Origin of the sequence: Lentilactobacillus fungorum (assembly GCF_016860605.1) — a bacterium.
In the GTDB taxonomy this organism is placed as follows: Bacteria; Bacillota; Bacilli; order Lactobacillales; family Lactobacillaceae; genus Lentilactobacillus; species Lentilactobacillus fungorum.
The window spans coordinates 404,359-428,299 of sequence record NZ_BNJR01000012.1; the positions used below are offsets into that span (position 1 = coordinate 404,359).

Sequence of the window (23,941 nt, forward strand, 5' to 3'; positions counted from 1 at the left end):
TAATGAACATGCAAACTTACGCATTTGATAAGACCCATATTATTCAGATTCCCTTGGAAAAAGCAATGACCACCGAAAATCTTCAGGTGTTTTATGGTGATAACCACGCCATGCACGATGCCAGTTTGGAATTTCCCCGCTATCGAATCACGGCTTTGATTGGCGCATCTGGTTCCGGCAAGTCAACTTATTTACGTTGTCTTAACCGGATGAATGACCGAATTGCAACGGTCAAAGGCAAAATTATGTACCGGGGAACTGATATTAACAGCGATCATATTAACGTCTACGAAGTTCGCAAGCACATTAGTATGGTGTTTCAGCGCCCCAACCCATTTGCCAAATCGATTCGGGAAAATATTACCTTTGCGTTGAAACGAAACGGGATTAAGGATAAAGCCGAGTTGAACAAACGAGTTGAGGAAAGCTTAAAAGCGGCCGCCCTTTGGGATGAGGTCAAAGATGACCTGGATAAAAGTGCTTTAGCGTTATCGGGCGGCCAGGCGCAACGGCTTTGTATTGCTCGCTGTGTTGCCATGAAGCCGGATATTTTATTGCTGGATGAGCCAGCCAGTGCTTTGGACCCAATCTCAACAGCTAAAATTGAAGAAACGCTCCAACAATTACGAAAAAATTATTCAATCATTATTGTGACCCACAACATGCAACAGGCGTCTCGGATTGCCGATTATACGGCATTCTTCCACATGGGCCACGTTCTTGAATATGATGAAACCGAAAAAATCTTTACAAATCCAGAAATCAAAGCCACTGAAGATTATATCTCTGGCAACTTTGGTTAATAAAGGAGCGTTGTTCAATGAGCAATATCATTACCAGCAAAGATGTTCATCTTTATTATGGCGAAAAAGAAGCTTTACACGGCATTAGCTTAGACTTTATCGAGCACCAAATTACCGCTTTAATTGGCCCATCTGGTTGTGGTAAGTCGACGTATCTACGTTGCTTGAACCGGATGAATGACTTGATCAAAGGCGTCACGATTACAGGTAGTATTAAATTAGAAGACCGGGATATTTATTCACCGGAAACCGACGTGGTTAGTTTGCGGAAACGAGTCGGGATGGTGTTTCAACAGCCTAACCCGTTTCCGTTTAATGTTTATGAAAATGTCGCTTATGGTTTGCGGCTGGCTGGCGAAAGAGACAAGCACGTTTTGGATGAACGGGTGGAAACCAGTTTGAAACAAGCAGCCATTTGGGATGAAGTTAAGGACCATCTTTATGAAAACGCACTGGCATTTTCAGGCGGGCAGCAGCAGCGGATCTGCGTTGCCCGGGTGCTGGCTGTTCAGCCAGAAGTCATTTTACTCGATGAGCCGACGAGCGCGCTGGATCCAATTTCAAGCGCCAAAATTGAAGACACCCTGTTGAATATTCGCGATCAGTACACGGTTATCATTGTGACCCACAATATGCAGCAAGCTTCGCGAATCTCTGATAAGACGGCCTTTTTATTAAACGGCGACTTGGTTGAGTATGCTAAAACTGAGAAGATGTTTATTCACCCAGATGATGAGAAAACCAGCGATTACTTAAACGGAAAGTTTGGCTAGGAGGCTATCATGAGAGAATTATTTGATGATGAACTAAAAAAACTGCACGGCCGCTTCGTGGAAATGGGACTTAATATCAGTGAGCAGATTTATAGTTCGACCAAAGCTTTTATGGAACACGATAAGCAATTAGCCAAGGAAGTTATTGACGCCGATAACGAAACTAACGGTGAAGAAATGCGGCTGGAAAAGCAGGCATTATCGCTGATTGCTTTGCAGCAGCCGGTGGCGACTGACTTTCGAGTGATCATCAGTATCCTAAAAGCCAGTTCGGATTTGGAACGAATCGGTGACCACGCTGTCAGTATTGCCCGCGAAACCATTCGGGTAAAAGGCAATCCCAGAATTCCAAAAGTGGAAAAAGAAATTGCCAAGATGACCGACCAGGTTCGCGATATGTTGGAAAAGGCGTTGGATGCCTATTCTAAAAGTGATGCTGAGGCGGCCAAGCAGCTTTCCGAAAATGATGTTCAAGTCGATAAGCAATATTTATTAATTCGAGACGCAATCACCAAAGCTGTTGAAGAAGATACTGAAACGGCTACGGCCAGTTCCAGTTATTTCATGGTGATTCGGCTATTGGAGCGAATTGGCGATCACATCGTTAATTTGGCTGAGTGGATTGTTTATAGTGCGGTCGGCAAAATTGTTGAGTTGAATCCGGGTAAAGCCAACCCTGAACTGGTGCATAAACTTTATTCTGAAGAAATTGTGAAGGAAAAGGATCAGCCGACGTCTAATCAAGCAAAGCCCAAATGAATGGATGCAGATGCAAAATAAAGCGGACCCATTAGCTGCCATCACCCCAAACTAATCGTTAGTTTGGATGATGACAGCTAATGGGTCCGCTTTTTGAAGTTAGTTGATCAATTATTCATTTGCCGCCAGCAAATAATGTGCATGACGCTTATGATTTAGCGACAACGATTCGGCCATCATGTTTTGAGTCTAGCAGCTGGTGGCCTTTAATGACGCCTTCAAGCGTAAATGGCAGCTGGTAACCCACTTTAACTGAAAGCTTACCTTGGGCCATCAATTCGACTAACGCCTTGAGCGCTTCAAGATCAGAAATCTGTTGGGTTGGATGAATATGATTAAAGTGAACGTTTTTAGTAGTATCTGGTTCGTCATCGGCGACACTCGCAATAATCCCGCCGTTCTTGACAATCGCACCATCAACGTCACTGCCAGCACCGTTCAAAGCGGCGTCGATCACAACGTCTGCCGAATCTGCCAACACTTTAGCGGGGTCTGCTTGATCGTAGGCAACGTATTGATCGATCCCCAAAGATTTAACGTAATCTTCATTACGGCTGGCTCCCACGCCAATCACCTTGGCGCCGATGCTCAACGCAACTTGGGCAGCAATAGAGCCAACGCCGCCCGAAGCGCCCTTGATTACAACGGTTTGCCCCGGCATGACATTACCAAATAGGTGAACGCCCTTGTAAGCTGCTAAACCAGGGGTAACGATGCCTGCCGCTTGAGCAAAAGAGACACTGTCCGGGATCACAACGGTGTTCGTGTCTTCACCAATTGCGTATTCGGCATAGGCATGATGACCGTGGGCGGTAACGCGATCACCAATTTTAATACCTTTAACCTCACTACCGACTTGTTCGGCAATACCGGCAACGTCTCTACCGGGGATAATACGGTGATCGACGGCTTTAAAGTTACCAGCCCGTTGCAGCCCTTCAAAGTTATTCATATTAAATGCTTGGGTTTTAATCAGAATTTGATTACCAGTGACTTCTGGCACGGGGACTTCATATTCTTTGAAAACTTCAGGACCGCCATTTTCTTCATATCCGAATGCTTTCATAACTTAATCGCTCCTTTTGTTATGCAAAATCCAGCAAATTAAACAGACTATTCCAAACTCTAGTGTAATGATTATGGGTTAAAAATCAATTAATTAGGCGGTATCGGATTTTGGTTTGAAACTGCAGGAATCGATCGTCAGGGGAGTATTGATGGCAAGCGGTTGATTGAGACGGATCCTGAACTGCGAGGTGGTTTGCTTTGAAACAAATACCGTAACAATTCCGGGTTTTGGAATCATTACGGTATATGCTAAATTGTAAGAATTAGCTGTTTGTAGTAGCTTCAAGTTAACTATCAGTGGTGAGCTAATTGATAACGACCAGTAAAACCTGACTTATCGTAGCCTTCAAGTTGAGTCCTAATTTGAACTATAATTCCTCTCGTTTCAACAGTTCCGAAAAGGCCGGCTGGTCAAATAAATTTGATTGCTTTTGATACGTTTCGATGGTGGCCTGGTCAAATTGATCGGGATCGATTGGCATAAAGCTGGTGTCGACTGGGTCCTGATTTTTAACCTTAGCGTCAATCAAAATTGGCTTGGTATTGCCGGCGGCTTCTAACTTGGCAATTTGCTCGAAGGCGGCTTTGAGGGATTGGCCGTCAGAGACTTTGATGCCAATGGCCCCCATGTCGTTAGCGAATCCCGCCCAATTGGCACCGATAAAGTGAATTCCATACGGATCCTGATTAGCAGTGAGCTTTTCATGTTGAATGTAACCAAACGCTTTGTTTTCCAAGACCACGTTAATAATTGGCAATTGGTATTGAACTTGCGTTAGAATATCCTGCATAACCATTGAGAAGCCGCCATCACCGGCAACACTAAAGACTTGGCGCTCAGGATAACTCAATTTGGCAGCGATACTGGCAGGCAAAGCGTAGCCCATCGTGCCGAACCAAGCGGACATGCTCAATTTTTGGTTATGATTAAATGGTAGTTGACGGATTGACCACATCAGATTGTTACCAACATCAAGGCCAAAGACGGCATCGTCATGACTATAGTCCTTGATTGCCCGAATCACGGCCTCTGGTGCCAAGCCGTCGATTTCATCATCGGCGACTTTATTCAACCAAGCATCCCAGTTCACCTTGTCCTTTCGAGCAGCCCGTAGAAACGCGGTTGGCGCAATTGGGGCGCCGGCTTCGTTCAACTTGGCAAAGAAGGCCTTCGCATCGGCTAAGACCGTTAAATCAATGTCATGCTGCTTGCCGAGATCTTCAACGCTATTATTAATTTGGATAAACTTAATACCCTTTGGCAAAAAGCGGCTAAATGGGTAATTGGTACCAGCCAAAATAATTAGGTCAGCGGCTTGGGTCACTTCAAAAGCTGGCTTGGTGCCCAAACGACCCCTGGAACCCATAAAGTTGGGGTGATCAGTTGGCATGATGCCAGTCGCCGGGGCGGTTGTCAATACGGGAACACTAAACTTTTCTGAGAAGGCGACCAATTCGTCGCGGGCGTCCTTCATACCAAGGCCTGCCCAAACAACTGGGTGCTTGGCTTGTTTTAATAGGTCATAAACCGCGTCGACTGATGTTTGATCGACAATTTGGGTCGTTGCCGAGTTTAAGACTTTAGCTGTTTTGTAAGGTTCAAAGTCGATTTCTTGTCCGGCTAAATCATCGGGGATGATAATTACCGCTGGCCCTTTGGTGCGATAGGCGTAGCGAATGGCTTCGTCCATGACGTATGGAATTTGGTCGGGATTCGTCACTTGTTTATGAAAATCGGTCAAGTCGACGAATAGTGGATCTTGATCCATTTCTTGGAAAAAATACGTATTCATAATCGGGGTTGCGGATTGGCCAACGATGGCAACCACTGGTGCATGGTCCATCTTGGCGTCATAAAGCCCATTGAACAAATGCGTTGCTCCGGGGCCGGCAGAACCAAAGCTAATACCAACTTTGCCGGTTAGTTTTGCGTCAGCCGTTGCTGCCAAGGAGCCGACTTCCTCATGGCGAACCTGAATATAATGAAGCTTATCGCGTTCTTGATAAAGGCCGTCAACGGTGTTGTTGATGGAATCGGCGGTGATGCCGTATAGATGGTCGATGTCCCAGCTAACTAAAACTTTTGCCAGGGCTTGGCCCGCAGTCATTTTTGCCATGATTGAATCACTCCTAAAATTTAATATGCTTACTTTTTGAAAGTATGAATCAAAGGATAACTTATCTTGAAATGAAATTCAAGCCGTTGATTTCACAAAATTTGTAAATGATCATTGAAAGCTTGATATAATAAGATCGTGTTTGAAAATAGATTGTGAATTTATTTTTAGAATTTGAAAAAGCTACTGAAATGAGTATGAAAAGGAGGAACCATCAATGACCCAAGTTGCAGCTCAGCTGATGTATCGGCTCATTAATTTGCCGAAGAAAACCGTTGTCCAAAAGGTTTATATCGGCGACCAATCTGTCTATGCCTTACAACTGTTCAACCAAAATCAAGATGCAATAATCTCTCGGGTCAAGAAACCTCAAAGGATAAATGGGCACAATCTTGATTTTCGACACGCGCAGCACATGACGCTAAAAAACTTTGGTCATGGTCAAACTTTGGCGTACTTTTGCCATCAAGGAATTGATTATTGGTGGGTCGTGGCCGAGCCTAATTTGTCGGATTATCCAGATATTAAGTGGGGCAGCCAACTTGCTAGAATCAGGTTTGAACCTGATCGGCGATGGTGGTTTCACCGACAAAAGCGAAATTTGCCAACTCGTTTGACCATGCTTGATCACACAACCCCGACTGGTCAATCGTATGGGGACTTAAAACGAGTGGAAGGCGCCTTGTCACCGGATAAACGGACGTTGCTAATTGCGGCGGTTGCCAGGGATGGCAGTGCTCATTTTAGTTTGTACGATCATCAAAAGTTAAATGAAAGATTGGATCAAGTTGCTGCCGTTGGTGGCGCGGTTGATCTTAGCCAGGCCGGTCAGTTGCTTTCTTCTTCGGTAGCCAATCCTTACATAGTTGTACCAGCCTTTACCCGACGGTTGACGTCACCGTCGATTCAAGGCGTCGCACTTTCAGACACGTTTACGATATTTGTTTCCAGTGGGCAAGCAGCCGTCAATGATCAGCACCCACAAGCTGATCAGCCAGCCATTAATCAATTTCAGTGGGGGAGCGACACCGCTAAGCCGTTATGGCTCAATAATCCAGCGTGGATTAACCAAAACATTGAAACGGAGGGCGTTCAGCTGGGTGATCGGTTGTATGTCGGCGTGGCGTTCCATGACGCGGTGCCATACGCGACTAAGACGGTGGCCAACTGTGTTTATTGGGTGGAAAAGTGAGAGAGATTGGTTACATAGTTGCAACCCAATTAATCGCTTATGGTTCTTCGCCTATTTGGCGATAGTCATCATAGGTTTAAGAATCTTGCTAGGTGGCAAGTAGCCTTTATTCTCAAAGAAGAAAATAGTCAAGTTAATAGCAATGGTGGTTTTTTGGAAACCTAGATAAACTGCCGTTTATATAATTCATGGCTATCAAAGTTGCCCGTTTACATTTGCTTGGGTCTAAGGGCGACAATTGTGATTGCTAATAAAGAGAGAGCCTCAAAACCACATACCAATGTACTGCCACTTAACCACCCATTAAAAAACGTCTCATCAATTGATGATGGGGCGTTTAATTTTAATTGATTGATTAAATATTTGATTTAATGATGATGCTGTATAAATGATACAATTCGCATTAAAAAGATAAAGTTAATAGTGCATATATCCGCTATAATTTACCAATTAATCCTAATTATTAATATGTACATATGTTACATATTTTAGAATACGCTTCCAAACCCACTAGAATGCCAATTGGTAGCGACTAAATTAGTATAGGTTATTCTCCTTGAATGCGTTATCCTATGATAACGATTATTCAGATGGGGAGAACAATTATGCTTGATACAATATTAAATACTTTGATGAAGCCAACCAAATTGGAAAAAGAACAGCTCAAAAGTTTAGAATTTCACAACGATATGCCGTTGGACGTCTATGATACCAAGCTGTCGCGGGAAGAAAAGACGCCGATTATTAGTGACGTTTTGTTTAAAAATAAAAGCATCTACGTGAGTAAACATAATCGCTATGCGCCCTATCCAACGCACTCCCATACATTCTTAGAAATCAATTACATGCTTCGCGGATCATGTGACGAAGTAGTTGATAGCCAGCCGGTTCACTTGGAACAGGGCGATGTCTTGCTTTTAGACGTTGGCTGTAAGCACTCTGTGAGCTATTTAGGAACCAATGATTTATTGATTAATATCTTATTTCGAGACAGAGAAATTAATCTCGATCTTTTAAGTGACCTCCGAAGTAGTAAAAGTGTCTTGTATGAATTCTTGTTAAATCGGCGAATTGGTGATCGTAGTGAGATTCGTTATTTACTGTTTGGCCATGAAGATGAAAGCGAAGTTCAAGAAACCCTGGATCGCATCATTGAAGAATATTATCTCCAACGAGACTTTGCGGACACGGTTATTAGTGCCTATCTCTCCATTTTAATTGCCCAACTTGTTCGTAATTATAAAGTGGATATCCACAAGGAAATGTCGAAGCAGCAAGAATTAGCTGTTCAAATGTTGAAGGAGATTAACGATAATTATCGCGATGTCTCACTTGAAAAATTAGCAGCTAAATACGGCTATAATCGCAACTACCTCAGTAATTTGTTTAAAAAAGAAGTGGGCGATACATTTTCCAATGTGTTAACCAAACAACGACTGATTAATGCCAACATTTTAATCACGTCGACCACTTTGCCGATTTCAAAAATTAGTAAAGAAGTTGGTATTAACAACCGGACATTTTTCTATAGGAAGTATATTAGTTATTACAACGTTGCCCCGGGATCCGATCGAAAGAAAAAGAATCAGTGACTTGTCAAAGAACGAGCAACAGCAGATTATTACTGTTTTTACTAGCTACTTTATCAATATTTTAGTAAATGTCATCTTGATTGATGGCTTTTTTTAATGATGCCATTTTTTGTGCTAAAGATTGTGCAATCGTATCTTATTTCACTGACTGAATGTATCAAATCTACATATTATACGCTGCGTCGAAAATAGTCTAAAAGTGCGATAGCAGCAATCATACCAAGGACTATCAGCATTATCAACCAATTTCTTTGAAAACGCTTCATTGCCCAACTTGACTTCACAAGATAATCTTATGAGTGTTGATATATCAGTTTGACGCGTTAAACAAAAATATAGGTAGGAGGTCAGCCTTTTTGTTTTCATCGAAGACACGATAGGAGATTGTGAGGAATGTTAAAGCAAAACAAGGTTTATACGCCACGGAAAATTACCGTTTGGCGGGGAATTGGATATGGCATTGTTGATTTTGTGGGTGGCGGTTCAATGACCATTATTGGTGCGTGGATGCTTTTCTTCTACACGTCATATTGTAATTTGACCGCGGTTCAAGGTGCTTCAATCATTGGCGCTGCCCGAGTTGCCGATGCCATTTGTAGTTTATTGATGGGCAGCCTAACCGATAATTTTTATAAAACGAAGCTGGGACAACGATTTGGTCGCCGTCACTTCTTCTTACTAATCGGTTCACCGCTGATGTTACTGTACATTACGTTATGGATCGCGGGGATGAACTACTGGTATTATTTCGCAACCTATATGATTTTTGAAGTGATTTCTAGTGCGATGATGATTCCTTATGAAACGTTGCCAAACGAAATGACTGACGACTATAACCAGCGAACCAAGTTATCATCAGCCAGAATGTTTATCTCCGCTGGCGCGACGTTTCTAGCAACGTTTATTCCTGGACAATTATTTGCCATTATGGGACAGCACAGTCCAATTCCGTTCTTAGTTAATGGGACATTGTTTGCGATTATTTTTGCGATTGGCGTTTATGTTTGTTACTCAGTTACCTGGGAAAAACCGGTGACCAAAGAGATGCGCGCTGAATTGGAAAAGGATTCGGTTAATCAAGGCCCACTATTCAAACGATTCTGGGGACTTCTATGTGATTATGGGTCAACGCTTAAGATTAAAAGCTTTAGAAAGCACCTATTGATTTATTTGTTCTCATTTACTGGTAAAGATACGTTTAACACGGTTTTTGCCTACTTCTGTATTTATTGTTTAGGGTTATCGGCAACGGTGGCTGCCAATTTGCTGTCACTTTCGTTGATTGGGTTGGTGGTCACAATTGTCGCTGGCTTTGGCATGGTAAAGTATGGGCCAAAGTTTCTGTATGAAGTGGGCTACGGGTTGATGTTGCTGATGCTAATTTGTTATTACCTAGTCTTTCAGCTGCACGTGACCAACCACGTCATCTTGATCCTGTTCTTTATTTCACTGTTCTACCAGATTGGTCGTGCAACGTTGGAATTTACCCCATGGAATGTCTTTCCATTTATCCCAGATCTTGATGAAATTGTCACGAAGCGTCGGCGCGCAGGCATCTTTGCGGCAGTGATGAGCTTCACCCGGAAGTCAACGGTTGCCGTGGCAACAATTGCAGTTGGTTTTATCTTGGATAATAACGGTTTTGCCAAAAATGCGGCGACCCAGTCATTGCAGGCACAACATGCGATTGCGGCAATCTTACTATTTGGAACTGGCGGCCTTATTTTATTGGCATTACTAGAAGCGCTAACCTTTAAACTGAACAAGCAAACCCACCAAATCGTACTACAAGAAATTCTGCGGCTGCGAAAGGGTGGCAGTAAGAAGGATGTTGACCCTAAAGTGGCCAAGACGGTTAAAGAGTTGACCGGTGTTTCATATGACAAGGTCTGGCCGGATGATTAATTTTGATTAAAAGAGAGGACAACACGAATGACGGATCGTAACAAAACTTTATTAATACCCACTCATTTAAACGTGAATTTATTGGCATTTGCTTATAACGTCACCCAAACACCCCGGTTTAGCTGGTGGGATCACAGCAACATTGTCAATAGTGAACAAACGGCTTATCAAATTGTGATTGCCAAGCGACTTCATCAACTGGCTAACCAAGAATATGTTTTTGATAGTGGTTGGATCACTTCAGATCAAAATACCGGCGTTAAAATTCCAAGCTTAGATCAGCAATTGCTGCCTGGCGAACTGTACTACTGGCAAGTCCGGATTAAGGATAATTTCGGTAACGTGAGTGATTTTTCACAGCCGGAAAAGTTTATTTGCGCAGATCGCCCAATGGCAACCCCGATTTTAGGCATCTGGGCGCAACAAACACCGAAGGTCGATAATGAGTTGCCTAAATTAGGGAACGTTGCTTTTTTCCGCAGCCCCCGCTTTCATTTGAATTTAGTTGATGTAGACACGGCTGTCATGACCGCCTTTTCAAGGGGTAACGAACCACTGTTTATTCAAGGATTTGATTTGTTGGTGAACGGTACCAATGTCGGCGTCGGTTCGCCCCATCGGCAGGTTCACTACAATGGTTCGGATCAGATTGGCATCTATTACAGTAAATACGACGTTACCGAAAACTTGATCGATGGTGAAAACGTGATTGCCGCTTTGGCAACTGCTAAATCTGATCGGAAAGCTTTTTGGTGCCGATTAGAAGTTTACCTAAACGACGGGACCAAAAAACAACTCATCACGACGAATCAGGATTGGAAAGTACTTGATGGCAGTACCGCATTTGGCGATTATGGTACTAAAATTCGCAGCCTGTACTTTGGGATGATTGCCGAAAATGTTGATATGCGGTATTACCCCCAAGGCTGGTCAGAGATAGCTTATAACGATGATCTTTGGGACACTGCTTGGCTGAACCCTAAGGAAATGATTACCGAACAGGAAGTTTTGATACCGTACCGGAGTGAAAACACTCGGCGTTTTGAGGTCGATGAGCCGCAAAAAAAGGTGATCAAATTAGGGGATCAGGATTACTTAATTGACTTGGGAAAAGAGATCGTTGGCAGTTTAAAAGTCAATCTCAAGAGTCCCATTAATCAACGCACCACCGTTTTAATGGGAGAACAACTGCAAGAAGACGGCCACGTTCGGCATCACTTGGCAGCAGGTCCGGACTATGTTGAAAACTGGACATTTATAAAGGGCCAAAATAAGTTCACAACTCTGCAGGTCAAGAACTTTCGGTATATTGAGTTATTGGGCTTTCAAGGAGAACTCCATCGAAACGACATCTTTGGCTGGGCGATTGAACAGCCCTTTGAGTCGCAAGAATCCAGTTTTGAGAGTGATAACGCATTACTAAACCGTGAATACGAGATGTCTAAGTATACGATTAAAGCCACGAACCAAGACGTTTACGTGGATTCCCAAGCTAGGGAGCGGCGGCCTTATGAAGGGGACCTACTGGTTAACGGCAACACCAGCTTTGTCGTGTCGTCCAAGTACTCATTGAACCGGCACAGCCTGGACTACCTCATTGATAACCCAACTTGGCCGGAAGATTATAAGTTGTACAGTATTGAAATGGCTTGGCAGGACTACTTATATACCGGTAACGATGAATTTTTGAAGAAACGATACACCGATCTCACTTATAAATTGAACCGCGGTAAAAGTGATGAGAGTTTCGATGGTGCTTCACAAGACTTTAAAGGGTCGCTGCGTAACACGAAGGGCGTCGATAATTTTGACGAACAAGTTGGCTTGGTGACTAATGATGGCCTGATTGATTGGCCGATCCCAGAACGGGATGGTTTTGTGGAGGGGCAATACAATACCCCATTTAACGCAATTTTTTATGGGGCTTATCTCACAATGAGCAAAATCGCTGACGTCTGTGGCCACCCAAGTGACGCGGACCATTATCGCAGGCGGGCCGCTCGGATTAAAAAGGAATTAATTGCGCGGCTGTACAATCCAGCCACTGGTCGTTTCTATGATTCTCTCAACGCAGATTTGTCGGTGAACCAACATACGTCTCACCACGCGACCGCCTATGCATTGTGTTACGGCGTCTATACCAATCAGCAGATGGCTGATCACATGAGCCAGTTTGTCGCCAACGATGGTCGTTTTGTTGGCAGTATCTACTTTATTTACTTCATGTTAAAAGGTCTCATCAATAGTGGTCACGCCGATGAGGCTGTTAAGCTGCTGATTAATCCAGATGACCGTCAAGATCAAAAGACGTTTGCCGCTATTTTAAACACGCTAAAAGCAACGATTGCCCCAGAAGCTTGGAGTAATCACTATAAGCCCAATATGACCATGTCTCATCCATGGGGGGCAACGCCTGGATTAACCATCGTTCAAGGCATCATGGGCATCAATCCAACCCAGCCTGGATTTGCAAGCTTTACCGTTAAAATTCGACCGGGGAAGTTGCGGCACTTGAAGGTTGAAACTCCTTCTGCCAGAGGCATTATCAAAGCTTCCTTTGACGTTGCCGGTGAACAACGGGTCGTAAAGGTTAATGTGCCGATGAATACAAGGGCAACCGTGATTTTACCTGCTGACAGTCAGTTATTGAGTGTTAGAAATCGTGATGGCACAGATTTGGAGGGGATGCCGCCAGATCATCACCAACTGGGGTTGGGATCTGGAAACTATCAAATTTTATACCGAAGCAAATAACGTTCGTTCACTTATTCATTAATTTGTCCAGAAGTGGATAATAAGGAGATCGGGATTATGAAAAATTTAGGAAAATATTGGAACCTGAGTGTCTCGGCTGGCCTGGGATCAATGCTTGGTTCTGGCATTATCGTTGGTTTAGCAAGTACGATTACCGTTTGGCAGATGGGACTAAATCTAACGAACGGCCAAGTAGGGGTTATCTCTGGCGCATTGACGTTTGCGATTGCCTTTGGGTCGATCTTTGGTAGTCGGTTTGCCGATAAAGTTGGGATCGTTGCTATTTTTGATTGGGTTAACTTTTTATACGCAATTGGTGCTGGGATCTGTGTCTTTTCAAACGGCTATTTGATGTTGTTGGCAGGGGTCGTGATTTGTGGTGTGGCTTCCGGGACTGATTTACCGGTATCGTTAACGGTGATTTCTAGGGATGCGCCAAATCAAAAGCTGGCTTCTGAAATGGTTGCCTCAACCCAGATTTTCTGGCAAGTTGGTCAGTTTGTTTCAACTGGAGCCGCCTTTGTTGTTTCAACGATGAGCGTCACTGGTGGTCGAATTGTCTTTGGGTTCTTTGCCGTCGTCGCCTTAGTTCTCTGGGTTTGGCGAACTTTCACCAAGGGGATTCGCGTTTTGCACAAGGAAGCTGCTGAGCGATTAGCGGCCAAGGAAGCTGAGCTGGATGAAAATCCAGCCAAAAAGGCTTCCGTTATTCAAGTCTTGTTCAAGAGCTCCCGAAGTAAGATTTACATTCGGTTGTTTGCTGCCATTGCGATCTACTACATCTTCTGGAATTTCGTGGCAAATACGTTTGGCCAGTTCACCACGTTCATGTTTGTTAAGGCTGGCGCCTCACAAACGCTATCAACTGGAATTGGACTGGGATTGCACATTGCCGCTTTGTTTATCCTTGGCTTTTACGTCACGATCGCTGGTTCTGCCAAGCGAAACACTTGGTTCACCCTTGGCGTGATCTTTGCCTTGATTGCCATGGGTGGCTTGGCAGTCTTTGGAGCCACTTCGATTGCTTTGATCGTTGCGTTTATGCTGATTTGGGGTGTTGGCAGTATGCTGTCTGGTGAGGCCATCTACAAGGTTTGGACTCAAGAATCGTTCCCCGATGAGATTCGAGCAAGTATTCAAGGCTTTATTAATGGGGTTTCTCGTTTCCTTTGCGGGGTCTTAGCCATGTTTACCCCACTGCTTGTTTTACCAAGCACGATTAAAGTTACGATGTGGGGCTTCGTCGGCATCGTTGCAATCTTTGGCTTAGCTGGTTTTGCCATGATTCATTATGAAAAGAAGTACAATATGATTAATGGTGATGAAGCAAGTAAGGCAGCAGCTGCCAAGGCTGCTGGGAATGCAACGACATCATCAAGCAACTAGGTTACTAGAATGGAAAAAAAGGCGCTGATTACTGTCAAGAGCTGGGTTCATACCAGTTTTTAGAGGTAATCGGTGCTTTTATTTTGGAGCAAAATGGTTGGTCATTTTTGAGTGAGGCTTAGCAGTTTTATTGGCGATCCATGAACATGCCGATAAATACTAAAAGCCCAGAAAAAATAATCGAAGTGGCCAGGTTTAAATTACCCAGCGAATATTTAGTGTTAAGCCAAGCGGTGATAGCGAAGCAGAAGATGCCAAACCAAAAGTAGAAGCTTTTATAGAAATGTGAGTTATATGCGACTTTCATGAATCGGGCCTCCCGAAGTAAGAACAAGTGACGCAGACGTTCAGAAAACGCCGCCTAGGCAACTTTTGACTATCTTAGTGTATCTTTTATATAGAAGCGTTTATCTATAAGCCAGTAATTTGCAGAAAAGTTCTATGAGTTAAATAATTGTGAAACAATAATAGTGACACCAATCGCAGCAATCACAAATTGAATCATGACGACTTTCCAGAACGATGGTTGGTTACCGTCATTCCAAGGAAAGACTCGCCAAGCTTTACAATATAATGAAGAAAGAATCGAAAAACCAGCGATTATTACAATAACAAGAATCGTCCAAATAGGATGTTCAATGATAAGAGTCATCATAGACAGCTCCTTTCAAGATGAAATGGACTATTAAGCTTTCTGTTATCATCATTGCAGTACATTGCCTATAATACAAGTAGATTGCGGGCTGAGTGTTTAAGACATATAAAATCAATTGCAAATCGGAAATCAAGTTAGCGAACCTGGATTAGGTGAGACGACGCTTAGCGACTCTTTTGATAAAGATAAATCAAGAAAGCAGCCCAACATAGAAACAATAAGAGGAATAGGTTTGCGAATAGATCATAGATTGTCTCGTGGGAAGCTGAGAAGCTAGCCACTTGAACCCCGGAATAAGCGACTAATGGAAAAACAAAGATTTTAAAGCGACTTTTATTCTCTCGCTGCTGAGGTGTGAAGATAATTAGTAATAGCCAAACAGTTACGACGATATTAATGGTCATTGATAAAAAAGGGTTGCTGATGACCATACTTAGTAAGATAAGTATGTATCCTATAATTAATGAGTATTTTTGAAAACGAGTAAATGATTTTTCTTTCATAAGTAATTAACCTTCTTTGATTTAAGCTGGTTTAAATTTTGAAGTAACGTTGTTCATATGTAAATGGGGTGAGGAAAGTGGTTATTTCGGATAAGCTAAAGCAATGTCGAAAAAATAAAAACATGACACAACAAGATGTGGCTGATAAGTTACATGTGTCCAGAAAAACTGTTTCTGGTTGGGAAAATGGTAGAAGCTATCCTGACATTAACATGATTGTTTTGCTTAGCGACCTGTTTGATGTGGCAACTGATGATTTGATCCGGGATGATCGCATGCTTTCGTATTATGAAGACCAAGATCGTCAAAACAAGCGTTACAGCAAAGTTGTTAGGGCCTCGTATGTGATCAATATTTTGCTACTTATCGTATCATACCTGCATACTTTTTATATTAGGGGGTTTCATTCATCCATCATGTCATTCCTGTTAATTGTTAATATTTGTATATTGTTGACACTTTATGGAAACTGGTCAAAGTTCAAACGAAAATGGCTCCTAGGTAAATTAGTTGGCGTACTAATAATAGGGTTTTCTATTAATATCTTGCTTAATTATTTTAACCGGGTATTCTTAATGGCTTTTTCTAATAGTGACCTTTCAACTGCATTGGGAATTATTATTGGAAAGGTCTTAATTGATCTGTTTATGGCGGTTAGTTGGGTTGGCGTCATTTTTCTTAATCCTTTTCTTGTTTCTAATGGAAGTGACTTTAAAAAATAAGTAGAGTTGGCTTCTATGAACAGAAATTTTTTAATCTTTGAATAAAGCATATCAACTAGAAAACATGTTAGAGTAGATCAGGATAAATCTCAAGCTGAGAATTTAAGACATGAATTAATAATTAAATTCAAGTGAAAGCATCAGGTAGATGAGCCTATATCCAAACTGAAAACTTGCCAGTTTTCAGTTTCCGCCCCCCCACAATTTACCCACTTTTTACAACTAATACACCAATAATTTACAAGCATCAGGTACTCTAAAGATGATTCAAGAATGGTTATCGGCGACTACTTGAAAGATGGTGAAACTGATGTCAACTATGATTAATGAAATCAAGCATACGCCCAAGTTGGGTTGGGCGCTTGCGTTGGCCGTATTGTTCATTATTGCCGTTCTGATAAGCATTTATTAGTTATTATATTGGGAGGTTTAGTTATGCCAGCTAAACGGAATTCGGTTTTAAAAACAGTCATTAAGAGTGCCTTTGTCTTTACGTTGTCGGGAGCGGCTTTGTTTGGTGCTGAGACCAATTCGCAGGCTAGTAGTGCGAATGATGATTCAAGCCTTGCAAAGACCCTAGCGCCACAAGCTGCTTCTTATGGTTACTTTGTTGATCAGTACCAGCAAAACGTCAAAACCAACAATACGCCGGAAACCAATCCGGCAATTGCATTATTTAACAACACGTTTTTGAGCTATTGGGACCCAACAACCAAAACAGCTAAAAATGCGAGCTTGCTGAAGGAAAACTTGGATAAATCAATCCAGATTACTAACGGCGCGTCCCAAGCCGAAGTTGATCGATCCTATCTGACCGATCGAAGAGACTTACGATATAACTTAATTAGCGGTTTTGGCCCTTATGCCAACGCATTCATCAAGGACGCGGATGCGCAAACTGATTTTAACTCGATTCCAGACGCGCCATTGCCTGGCAATTCGCCTTATAGTTCCATGAAGTGGGCTGATGAGAATTCAAAACTGGGATCAGTTGTCAAGCTGGTTGATACTGCCGAAGCGTCTGATTGGTCGGGAACTGGAACGCCCAAAGCCTATATTCAATTTACCCGGCCTTATCGCCAAAGCAGCCAAGTGAAAGTAAATCCATATTTGGCAAACGTTATGGCAGCCGCTAAGCAAGATGACTATGACTTTCCAAGCGGCCACACAACGGCCGCCTTTGAAACTGGCGAAACGCTCGCCTACGTATTTCCACAACGTTACCAACAGTTGATTACCCGTTCTTCAGAAGTTGGTTATGACCGGGTGCTTGCTGGTCGGCATTCACCACTGGCGGTCATGGGTGGTCGGGTGATCGGAACGGCAATGACCGCAGCAACCTTAAATGATCCAAACAACAAACAATTGGCAGATCAGGCGTACAAAGATGCGCAGGCGGATTTGCCAAGTCAAAAAGATGCCAGTGCCCAAGATTCTTTCAGTGACTATCAAAAGAACTTAACCGATTATACTTATCGGCTAACATACGGCTTTGCGCCAATCGGGGACACCACTAAAGCAATGGTTGTGCCAAAAGGCGCCGAAGTTTTATTGAAGACGCGCTTGCCATACCTTTCAGATATTCAGCGCCGAGAAGTGCTTGAGACGACCGGCTTATCGTCCGGTTACCCAATGGGCGACGATACCGAGGGCTGGGGGCGTTTGAACCTGTTTAAAGCGGCTAATGGTTTCGGTGAATTCCTCACCAACACCACGGTTAATATGGATGCGGCAAAGGGCGGCTTTAATGCCAACGATACTTGGAAAAACAATATTTCTGGCAAGGGCGGCCTAACCAAGGATGGCAGCGGTTCGCTTACCCTGCTTGGTAAGAATTCGTATAATGGTGGCACAACGGTTAAGGGTGGTTCATTGGTTGCTCAGAATAACGCTGCCTTTGGAAATGGGGATCTAACTTTAACTGATGGTTCCGTTAAATTGGATACAAGAACCGTTCAGATTAAAGGCAACTACACGCAAACTAAGCAAGGATCTTTGAGTTTGGCGGGTAACGATCAAGTTTCCGTTTCCGGTAACGCAAAGTTAAACGGGAACTTAGTGATTAGTTCAACTAAAGGCCTCAAATCTGGTACCAAGCTCTTGTCATTCAAGAAACATGCTGGCAAGTTCACCCACGTTAAGGGACTGCCAAAGGGCTGGCATTTAGATTATAGTCAGCAGAGTGTTCGGGTAGTGAAGTCATAATAAGCAATGCAAAGTTCTTTTTGCCTCGTTTGAATCCGGTCTGATCCTATGAAATGATGCCAGGGGCTTCATTTAAAACAGTCAGTTTCCGGTTTGCTAAATTGAAAACGATCAGCGAACAATTGACACCTAACGGCAAACGTAATACCATTAACCCAATCAAAGAATATGAGAATTTGCTAAGACGAGGAGAGTAGTTGTTCAGGCCTTTTCAGCGAGAATCGGTTTGGTGTGAATGGTTCATGGCTAGGCAACGAACGTAGCCTCTAAGCGACAAGTGCGAACGGGTTAGTGAGTATTTGTTGGCGACGTCCATTATCACGTCAGTGTATTGTTAGTTTAGCCGTACACGATGAGGCAGTAATTGTGAGGTTACTGTAAAGTTGGGTGGTAACACGAATCAGCGTCCCTAGAAATCAGGTGGATTTCTAGGGACGTTTTTATATGGCAATTGAAAAATAGTTGGTGAACGGATCGTCAAGTAACAAACCATGAGTCGGCTCGAAGATAATACGACCTATAAAAAAATAGGTCGTATCCACTTTTATGAAAGGAAGTTATCGCATGGATTTTATCGGGGCGCTATGCTTATTATTGATACTAACGACATTATCAGGACATTTAGCTAATCGGATCGGCGTGCCCTCAGTTATTGGCCAAATTGTTGTGGGGATCATTGTAGGGCCAGCTATGCTGAATTGGGTTCGATTAGATTCTTCGTTGAATCTGTTTTCGCAAATCGGGGTCATTATTTTAATGTTTATCGGCGGTCTGGAAAGCAACCTTAAGCTGTTGCGAAAGTACCTCCGGCCAGCCGTTATTGTCGCAATCATTGGGGTTATTTTCCCGGTGATCATGATTGGCGGGGCGACGTTGGCTTATGCATTTTCTCCCTTGGAGGCGGCCTTTATTGGCGTTGTCTTTAGCGCAACTTCGGTGTCGATTTCCGTTGAAGTTTTGCGGGATTATCACTCATTAGATACCAAAGAAGGCGCAACAATCTTAGGAGCCGCGGTAGCTGATGATATTATTGGGGTTATTTTACTTTCGATTATGATTAGTATTATGGGAACTGAAGGAGTCAAAACTAGCGGCGGTTCCACAAATATTTTACTGATTTTTGCCGAACAGGTTGCCTTTTTTGGCGGGACCTATTTAATGGTTCGCTGGATTGTGCCTTATTTGATGCAAATCGGCGAGCGGCTATTAATGACTGCGAGTGTAACGATTACGTCGATGGTCATTTGCTTGGGGATGGCCTGGGCTGCTGATGTCGTGGGGTTGAGTGGTGCCGTCGGGGCATTTTTTGCTGGGATTGCGGTTGCGCACACCCCTTATCGCGAGACAATCGAAAACCATATGGAACCGATTGGCTATGCGGTATTTGTGCCGTTATTCTTTGTTAGTATCGGCCTAAATATGTCGTTGGCGCATCTTGGCAACTCGATTGTTTTTGTGGCGGTGTTAACATTTCTGGCCTGCATCAGTAAATTATTTGGTTGTGGATTAGGGGCACTTCTTAATGGCTTTGGGCTTTCCAGCAGTTACATGATTGGTTCGGGGATGATTTCTCGTGGTGAAATGGGGTTAATCACCGCTCAAATTGGGTTTTCATCGGGACTATTATCTGGGACCTATTATTCAGATTTGATTTTAGTCATTATTTTATCAACGATAATTGCCCCATTCCTATTGAAGCATGCAATTCGGCATTTACCGGCGACTGATTCAGCTGACGTATCTTTAGATGTTCAAGAGCGTGTTGCTGAAAACAATCGGCCGTCATAGCATAGCTAAGACAAAGGATAGAAATCAAGTGGACCGGTTGAACATTCAAGTTTGGATGGTTGGCTGGTCCATTTAGTTTTGAATAAGGACTTATTTTTATAGATTTTGAGTTGGCATCGGGAAGAAAATTTAATAACCCGCTTCTTTATTGACCGGTGCCTTTTTTAAATGTCGCTATTGGAATCAAAATATTTTGCGACAATGCTGAGATAGTTATATTATAAAGATGGTTATGTACTAATAATTTACAAGTTGTTAGATATGAAGAATTTCGCAAAATTAGTTGTTTTCGGGGGGACTACCAGTTTTGTGACCAAACAGATGGCCAAGCAACGATCATTTTGAGCCTGGCCATCGGTAAATGTGACTTGTTTAGGAGGAGTCGGTTATGGTGAGGAAGTCTTGCAGCCGGATGTTGAATCATCGGGTTGCCTATTTGTTGGTTGTCACGATTGTGATGTTAATGTCGATGGTGTCGTTAATCCCTGGCAAAGCTGCGGCGGATGCAACTAGTGCGCCCACTGCGACGACCACATTGGATAAGAACACCGTTTATAAGAATGGGTTTTCATTTCAATATAACTTTAAATTTGATACGAGTGGCAAAAACCAAGTGATCCATTACGGTGACCAGTTTATTTTTACGATTAAAAACCGAGACTCTAACAATAAGGAGTCGCCAATTGGGACCGCCACTGGTAGCCTTAACCTTGCCAGTTCAGGTGATATTTTCACGTCACAAATTGACACAGAAGCCGATGGAACCACCAAAGTTATCTTAACTGCCAATAAACAGCCCGATAAAAACGGCTACTATGAAAGTCTTAAAGATCCTGAAGTTCGGGTAATGCTGATGATTAAGGCAAATTCAGATAATGAGGCTAAACAGCAAACCTACGCCATCACGAGTGCTTATCGATCAGGTACATATACGTACAACTACTCCGATGGGATTAATAATCCTAACTTGAACACCAACCCGCAGGATCACTTTCAAGTGTATAATCCCCAAAATAAGCCAGGGGCGATGAAGTCGTTTAGCCAAGTCATGTTTATGAATAAGGGTGGCTTAAACTTTCCGAATTACCTGACGAATGGGACGCCAACGCCTTATAACGAAAATGGTTATTCCTACTTGGCTCAACTTGATCCGAAGTACTATAAGAGTCCGGCTTCGTTTTCGAACAATTTTATGTATGACTATACCCAACCAGCGATGGTTGCCTGGGATCAGTTTGAGTTGCCAGGGGGAACTTATAATGAGCAAAATAGTATTCAGCTGTTGAAGAAGTATTACAGCAAATTGACTTGGACAATTCAATTGACTAATAACGACGGCACTTTTGATAAGGGGAGTGCGAACAATAATCAAGTCCAAGTTTATAAAAATGATAATGGGCAAGTAACGGCTGATACCCGTTGGGGAACTGATGCAACCTTTCAGAATAATAAAACGATGACTTTTAGCATTGATACCAGTAAATTAACTGATAGTGATGATCCAAATGAAACCTCGTTTTCGATTCCGATTGCGGTTAAGACGCAAAGCGCTGCGGCCACACCAAATGTGATGAGTACAATTACAGCAACGCCAGCGCCAAATAGCCCAACCATTCCCAGTGATTTAGTCCCGATGTTAAAGATGCCAACTAATAATGACTATCCCACTAGCGATAACACCATGACCTACCGGGTTCATATGGTCTACGCCAACCCGTTAGCAACGATGTTTAATCCAGCCTTTTGGGTAAATGACGATGCCGTTGAATTAAAGAGCCGTTCGGCATTATACCCAAAAGCCGTTGCGGATAATTCACTAACGGCCACTAATTACTTTTTGAATACCGTTGATAATGCAGACAGTAGCGTTAACCCATTTACTGATAGTCAAGACCCAAGTACGATCAAAGCACTGGAACGGTATGGGTATCATCCAGACCCGAATAACAGTGGTAGTGATCTTCCCAATAAATACACCCTTGTCAAGGAAGCTTATGATTTTAATGGTGTTAATAGCCCCGATGGTACGCCACGGCGTTCAGACATTCAAATCCACTTTGATCAAGGCGGCCAATTCACTAAGGTCGTGGCAGATTCGACTAAGGATAAAAATGGCTTGCCGGAACCTAAGTTAGACGCTGATGGTAATCCCGAGGTTGCGACCGGCGCTGATGCCGCCAGCTTTAATGTGAATGAGATCGACAAGGCGGGCTTTAGCGATCCCCAGCCGGGATTGTATGTCGGTTACGCTTCGGCCAAAAATTCTTATCAAAATCAAACAGGAAGTTCGCGTTCCAAGATGGTGAAGATTTATATTCCGGACACGCCAACGACTGACGTGACTGTTAAGATTAACTATGTCGATGAAAATGGTCATGAAATTAAGGATCCGGTCCCGGTGACTGGTAAAATCGGTGATCCGCTTAGCCCGGTTTTAGATTCCAATGAAAATCAACCGGCGACGATTGTTTATAACGGCCACAAGTACGAATTGGATAAGGCTAATAGTAGGAATATTTTGAAGCATTCTGGTAACTTCACGGCCGATACGCCTGACGTCACTTATTACTATAAATTAGTGAACACGCCAGTAGAAACGTCAACAATTCTTGCCAAGTATATTCTTGGTGATGATCAAGGCAACCAAATTGCGAAATCGCAACTGATTTCAGGGACCCCTGGGGCTGATTTTGATACCACAAAGTATCAAAAAGCAGTTTCTGGTTATACGTTTAGTCACGTAACCCCTGTAAGTGTAAAGTTCCCAAGTGCTAATGGGCAGACAACGGTTTACTATCACTACACCAAAAACGCAGCGCCAACTCCAGAACCAACCCCAACCCCAGAACCGACGCCAACCCCGCTTCCAATCCCCCAGCCGACACCGTCACCAAGTCCAAATCCGACGCCGGCGCCCACGCCTACGCCAACGACGCCTTCTTCAACAACCAACTCAACAACGGCAACTCAGCAGCCAGCTGAGCCTGCTGGCAAAGCTAAGATTGGTGAGGCCGTTTACGCTTTGAAGAAAATTTATATGTATCCAAATCAGACCTTTAAGGTTAAAGAGCGCAAGGCTGGCTATGTAAGCAAGCCCCGGGTATATCGGCCGATGTTTGTGGTCACTGGCTATGCACACTCTAAGAATGGTCATTTGCGTTACAAGGTTCGCGATGTTAACCATTTAACCAAGAACAAAGGTAAGCGGGGCTATATTACCGCTCAATGGGCATACGTCCGACCGGTCTACTATCATAGCCGACATCAAACAATTACGGTTATTAATCCACGTGGCGTGAATGCTTACAAGCGAGTTAACTTGACCGGCAAAGTTAAGAACTACAAGCAAGGGACGGTACTTCACGTTACGAAGTTTGTGCACCATAATTTAACCACTCGTTACGTTCTCAGTAATGGAAACTACATTACTGGTAACCGCAAACTTGTCAAAATGGGCAAACACCGACAAGTTCGGTACATCAAAGTGAAGAAGCCCCTTAATCGTTATCGGACGGTCAACTTAACGCATCAAAACCAGGCCCATATTAAGAAAGGCACCAAGCTAAAAGTTAAGAACTTTGATTATAGCCGCGCTAATAGTGTCACCAAGCATGGGGCCCTCAGATATCATGTGACTGGCGGCTACATTACCGGTAACGCAAAATTTGTGAAAGTTTATCATTAAAAGTTTAGGCTCTTTGTCAACTGAGGTTGATACC

General features: G+C 43.2%; 16 protein-coding genes. 12 read left to right on the forward strand and 4 right to left on the reverse strand.

Going from position 1 to position 23,941, the window contains the following annotated elements; translation table 11 throughout:
* The first annotated feature begins 8 nt into the window (after positions 1 to 8).
* The 3 genes from pstB (YK48G_RS07395) to phoU are packed head-to-tail and all read left to right on the forward strand — an operon-like array spanning position 9 to position 2,335.
* Entirely contained in the window at positions 9 to 803 is a 795-nt protein-coding gene (pstB, locus tag YK48G_RS07395) for a phosphate ABC transporter ATP-binding protein PstB (protein WP_203630102.1), read from the forward strand.
* A gap of 17 nt (positions 804 to 820) precedes the next feature.
* The gene (gene pstB / locus YK48G_RS07400; protein WP_203630067.1) at positions 821 to 1,576 is read left to right on the forward strand and encodes a phosphate ABC transporter ATP-binding protein PstB; all 756 of its coding nucleotides are present in this window, start codon (positions 821 to 823) and stop codon (positions 1,574 to 1,576) included.
* A gap of 9 nt (positions 1,577 to 1,585) precedes the next feature.
* The gene (gene phoU / locus YK48G_RS07405) at positions 1,586 to 2,335 is read left to right on the forward strand and encodes a phosphate signaling complex protein PhoU (RefSeq protein ID WP_203630068.1); all 750 of its coding nucleotides are present in this window, start codon (positions 1,586 to 1,588) and stop codon (positions 2,333 to 2,335) included.
* Between the two features lie 148 nt (positions 2,336 to 2,483).
* Here the strand turns inward: phoU and YK48G_RS07410 are convergent, their stop codons facing one another.
* Together YK48G_RS07410 and YK48G_RS07415 are read right to left on the reverse strand one after the other, a co-directional pair.
* Complete coding sequence (locus YK48G_RS07410) at positions 2,484 to 3,401, reverse strand: NADP-dependent oxidoreductase (protein ID WP_203630069.1); 918 nt, start codon at positions 3,399 to 3,401, stop codon at positions 2,484 to 2,486.
* Positions 3,402 to 3,771: 370 nt separating this feature from the next.
* Positions 3,772 to 5,520 (reverse strand): thiamine pyrophosphate-dependent enzyme, encoded by a 1,749-nt coding sequence (locus tag YK48G_RS07415; RefSeq protein ID WP_203630070.1) that lies wholly within the window; start codon positions 5,518 to 5,520, stop codon positions 3,772 to 3,774.
* A gap of 217 nt (positions 5,521 to 5,737) precedes the next feature.
* Between YK48G_RS07415 and YK48G_RS07420 the strand changes: the two genes are divergently transcribed.
* The 5 genes from YK48G_RS07420 (at position 5,738) to YK48G_RS07440 (ending at position 14,349) form a co-directional block, all read left to right on the forward strand.
* On the forward strand, positions 5,738 to 6,712 hold the full coding sequence (locus tag YK48G_RS07420) for a helveticin J family class III bacteriocin (RefSeq protein ID WP_203630071.1): 975 nt from the start codon (positions 5,738 to 5,740) through the stop codon (positions 6,710 to 6,712).
* Positions 6,713 to 7,317: 605 nt separating this feature from the next.
* A complete protein-coding gene (locus tag YK48G_RS07425; protein ID WP_203630072.1) occupies positions 7,318 to 8,304 on the forward strand; it encodes an AraC family transcriptional regulator in 987 nt (328 codons plus the stop codon).
* Positions 8,305 to 8,697: 393 nt separating this feature from the next.
* Positions 8,698 to 10,209 (forward strand): MFS transporter, encoded by a 1,512-nt coding sequence (locus YK48G_RS07430; RefSeq protein WP_203630073.1) that lies wholly within the window; start codon positions 8,698 to 8,700, stop codon positions 10,207 to 10,209.
* 27 nt (positions 10,210 to 10,236) lie between these two features.
* Positions 10,237 to 12,963 (forward strand): family 78 glycoside hydrolase catalytic domain, encoded by a 2,727-nt coding sequence (locus tag YK48G_RS07435; RefSeq protein ID WP_203630074.1) that lies wholly within the window; start codon positions 10,237 to 10,239, stop codon positions 12,961 to 12,963.
* Positions 12,964 to 13,020: 57 nt separating this feature from the next.
* Positions 13,021 to 14,349, forward strand: coding sequence for an MFS transporter (locus YK48G_RS07440; RefSeq protein WP_203630075.1), 1,329 nt, complete (start codon positions 13,021 to 13,023; stop codon positions 14,347 to 14,349).
* A gap of 127 nt (positions 14,350 to 14,476) precedes the next feature.
* On the opposite strand, the gene YK48G_RS07445 is transcribed toward YK48G_RS07440, so the two are convergent.
* Positions 14,477 to 14,656 carry a hypothetical protein gene (locus YK48G_RS07445; protein ID WP_203630076.1) on the reverse strand — a complete coding sequence of 60 codons (180 nt, stop codon included), beginning with the start codon at positions 14,654 to 14,656 and terminating at the stop codon, positions 14,477 to 14,479.
* Between the two features lie 132 nt (positions 14,657 to 14,788).
* Entirely contained in the window at positions 14,789 to 15,004 is a 216-nt protein-coding gene (locus tag YK48G_RS07450) for a hypothetical protein (RefSeq protein WP_203630077.1), read from the reverse strand.
* A gap of 580 nt (positions 15,005 to 15,584) precedes the next feature.
* On the opposite strand from YK48G_RS07450, the gene YK48G_RS07455 reads away from it, so the two are divergent.
* The 4 genes from YK48G_RS07455 to YK48G_RS07470 all read left to right on the forward strand — a co-directional run bounded on the left by YK48G_RS07455 (position 15,585) and on the right by YK48G_RS07470 (position 23,907).
* The gene (locus tag YK48G_RS07455) at positions 15,585 to 16,229 is read left to right on the forward strand and encodes a helix-turn-helix domain-containing protein (RefSeq protein ID WP_284692025.1); all 645 of its coding nucleotides are present in this window, start codon (positions 15,585 to 15,587) and stop codon (positions 16,227 to 16,229) included.
* Between the two features lie 435 nt (positions 16,230 to 16,664).
* Complete coding sequence (locus YK48G_RS07460; RefSeq protein ID WP_203630079.1) at positions 16,665 to 18,434, forward strand: phosphatase PAP2 family protein; 1,770 nt, start codon at positions 16,665 to 16,667, stop codon at positions 18,432 to 18,434.
* Between the two features lie 564 nt (positions 18,435 to 18,998).
* The gene (locus YK48G_RS07465) at positions 18,999 to 20,222 is read left to right on the forward strand and encodes a cation:proton antiporter (RefSeq protein WP_203630080.1); all 1,224 of its coding nucleotides are present in this window, start codon (positions 18,999 to 19,001) and stop codon (positions 20,220 to 20,222) included.
* 388 nt (positions 20,223 to 20,610) lie between these two features.
* The gene (locus tag YK48G_RS07470) at positions 20,611 to 23,907 is read left to right on the forward strand and encodes a DUF5776 domain-containing protein (RefSeq protein WP_203630081.1); all 3,297 of its coding nucleotides are present in this window, start codon (positions 20,611 to 20,613) and stop codon (positions 23,905 to 23,907) included.
* The last annotated feature ends 34 nt before the right edge of the window (positions 23,908 to 23,941 follow it).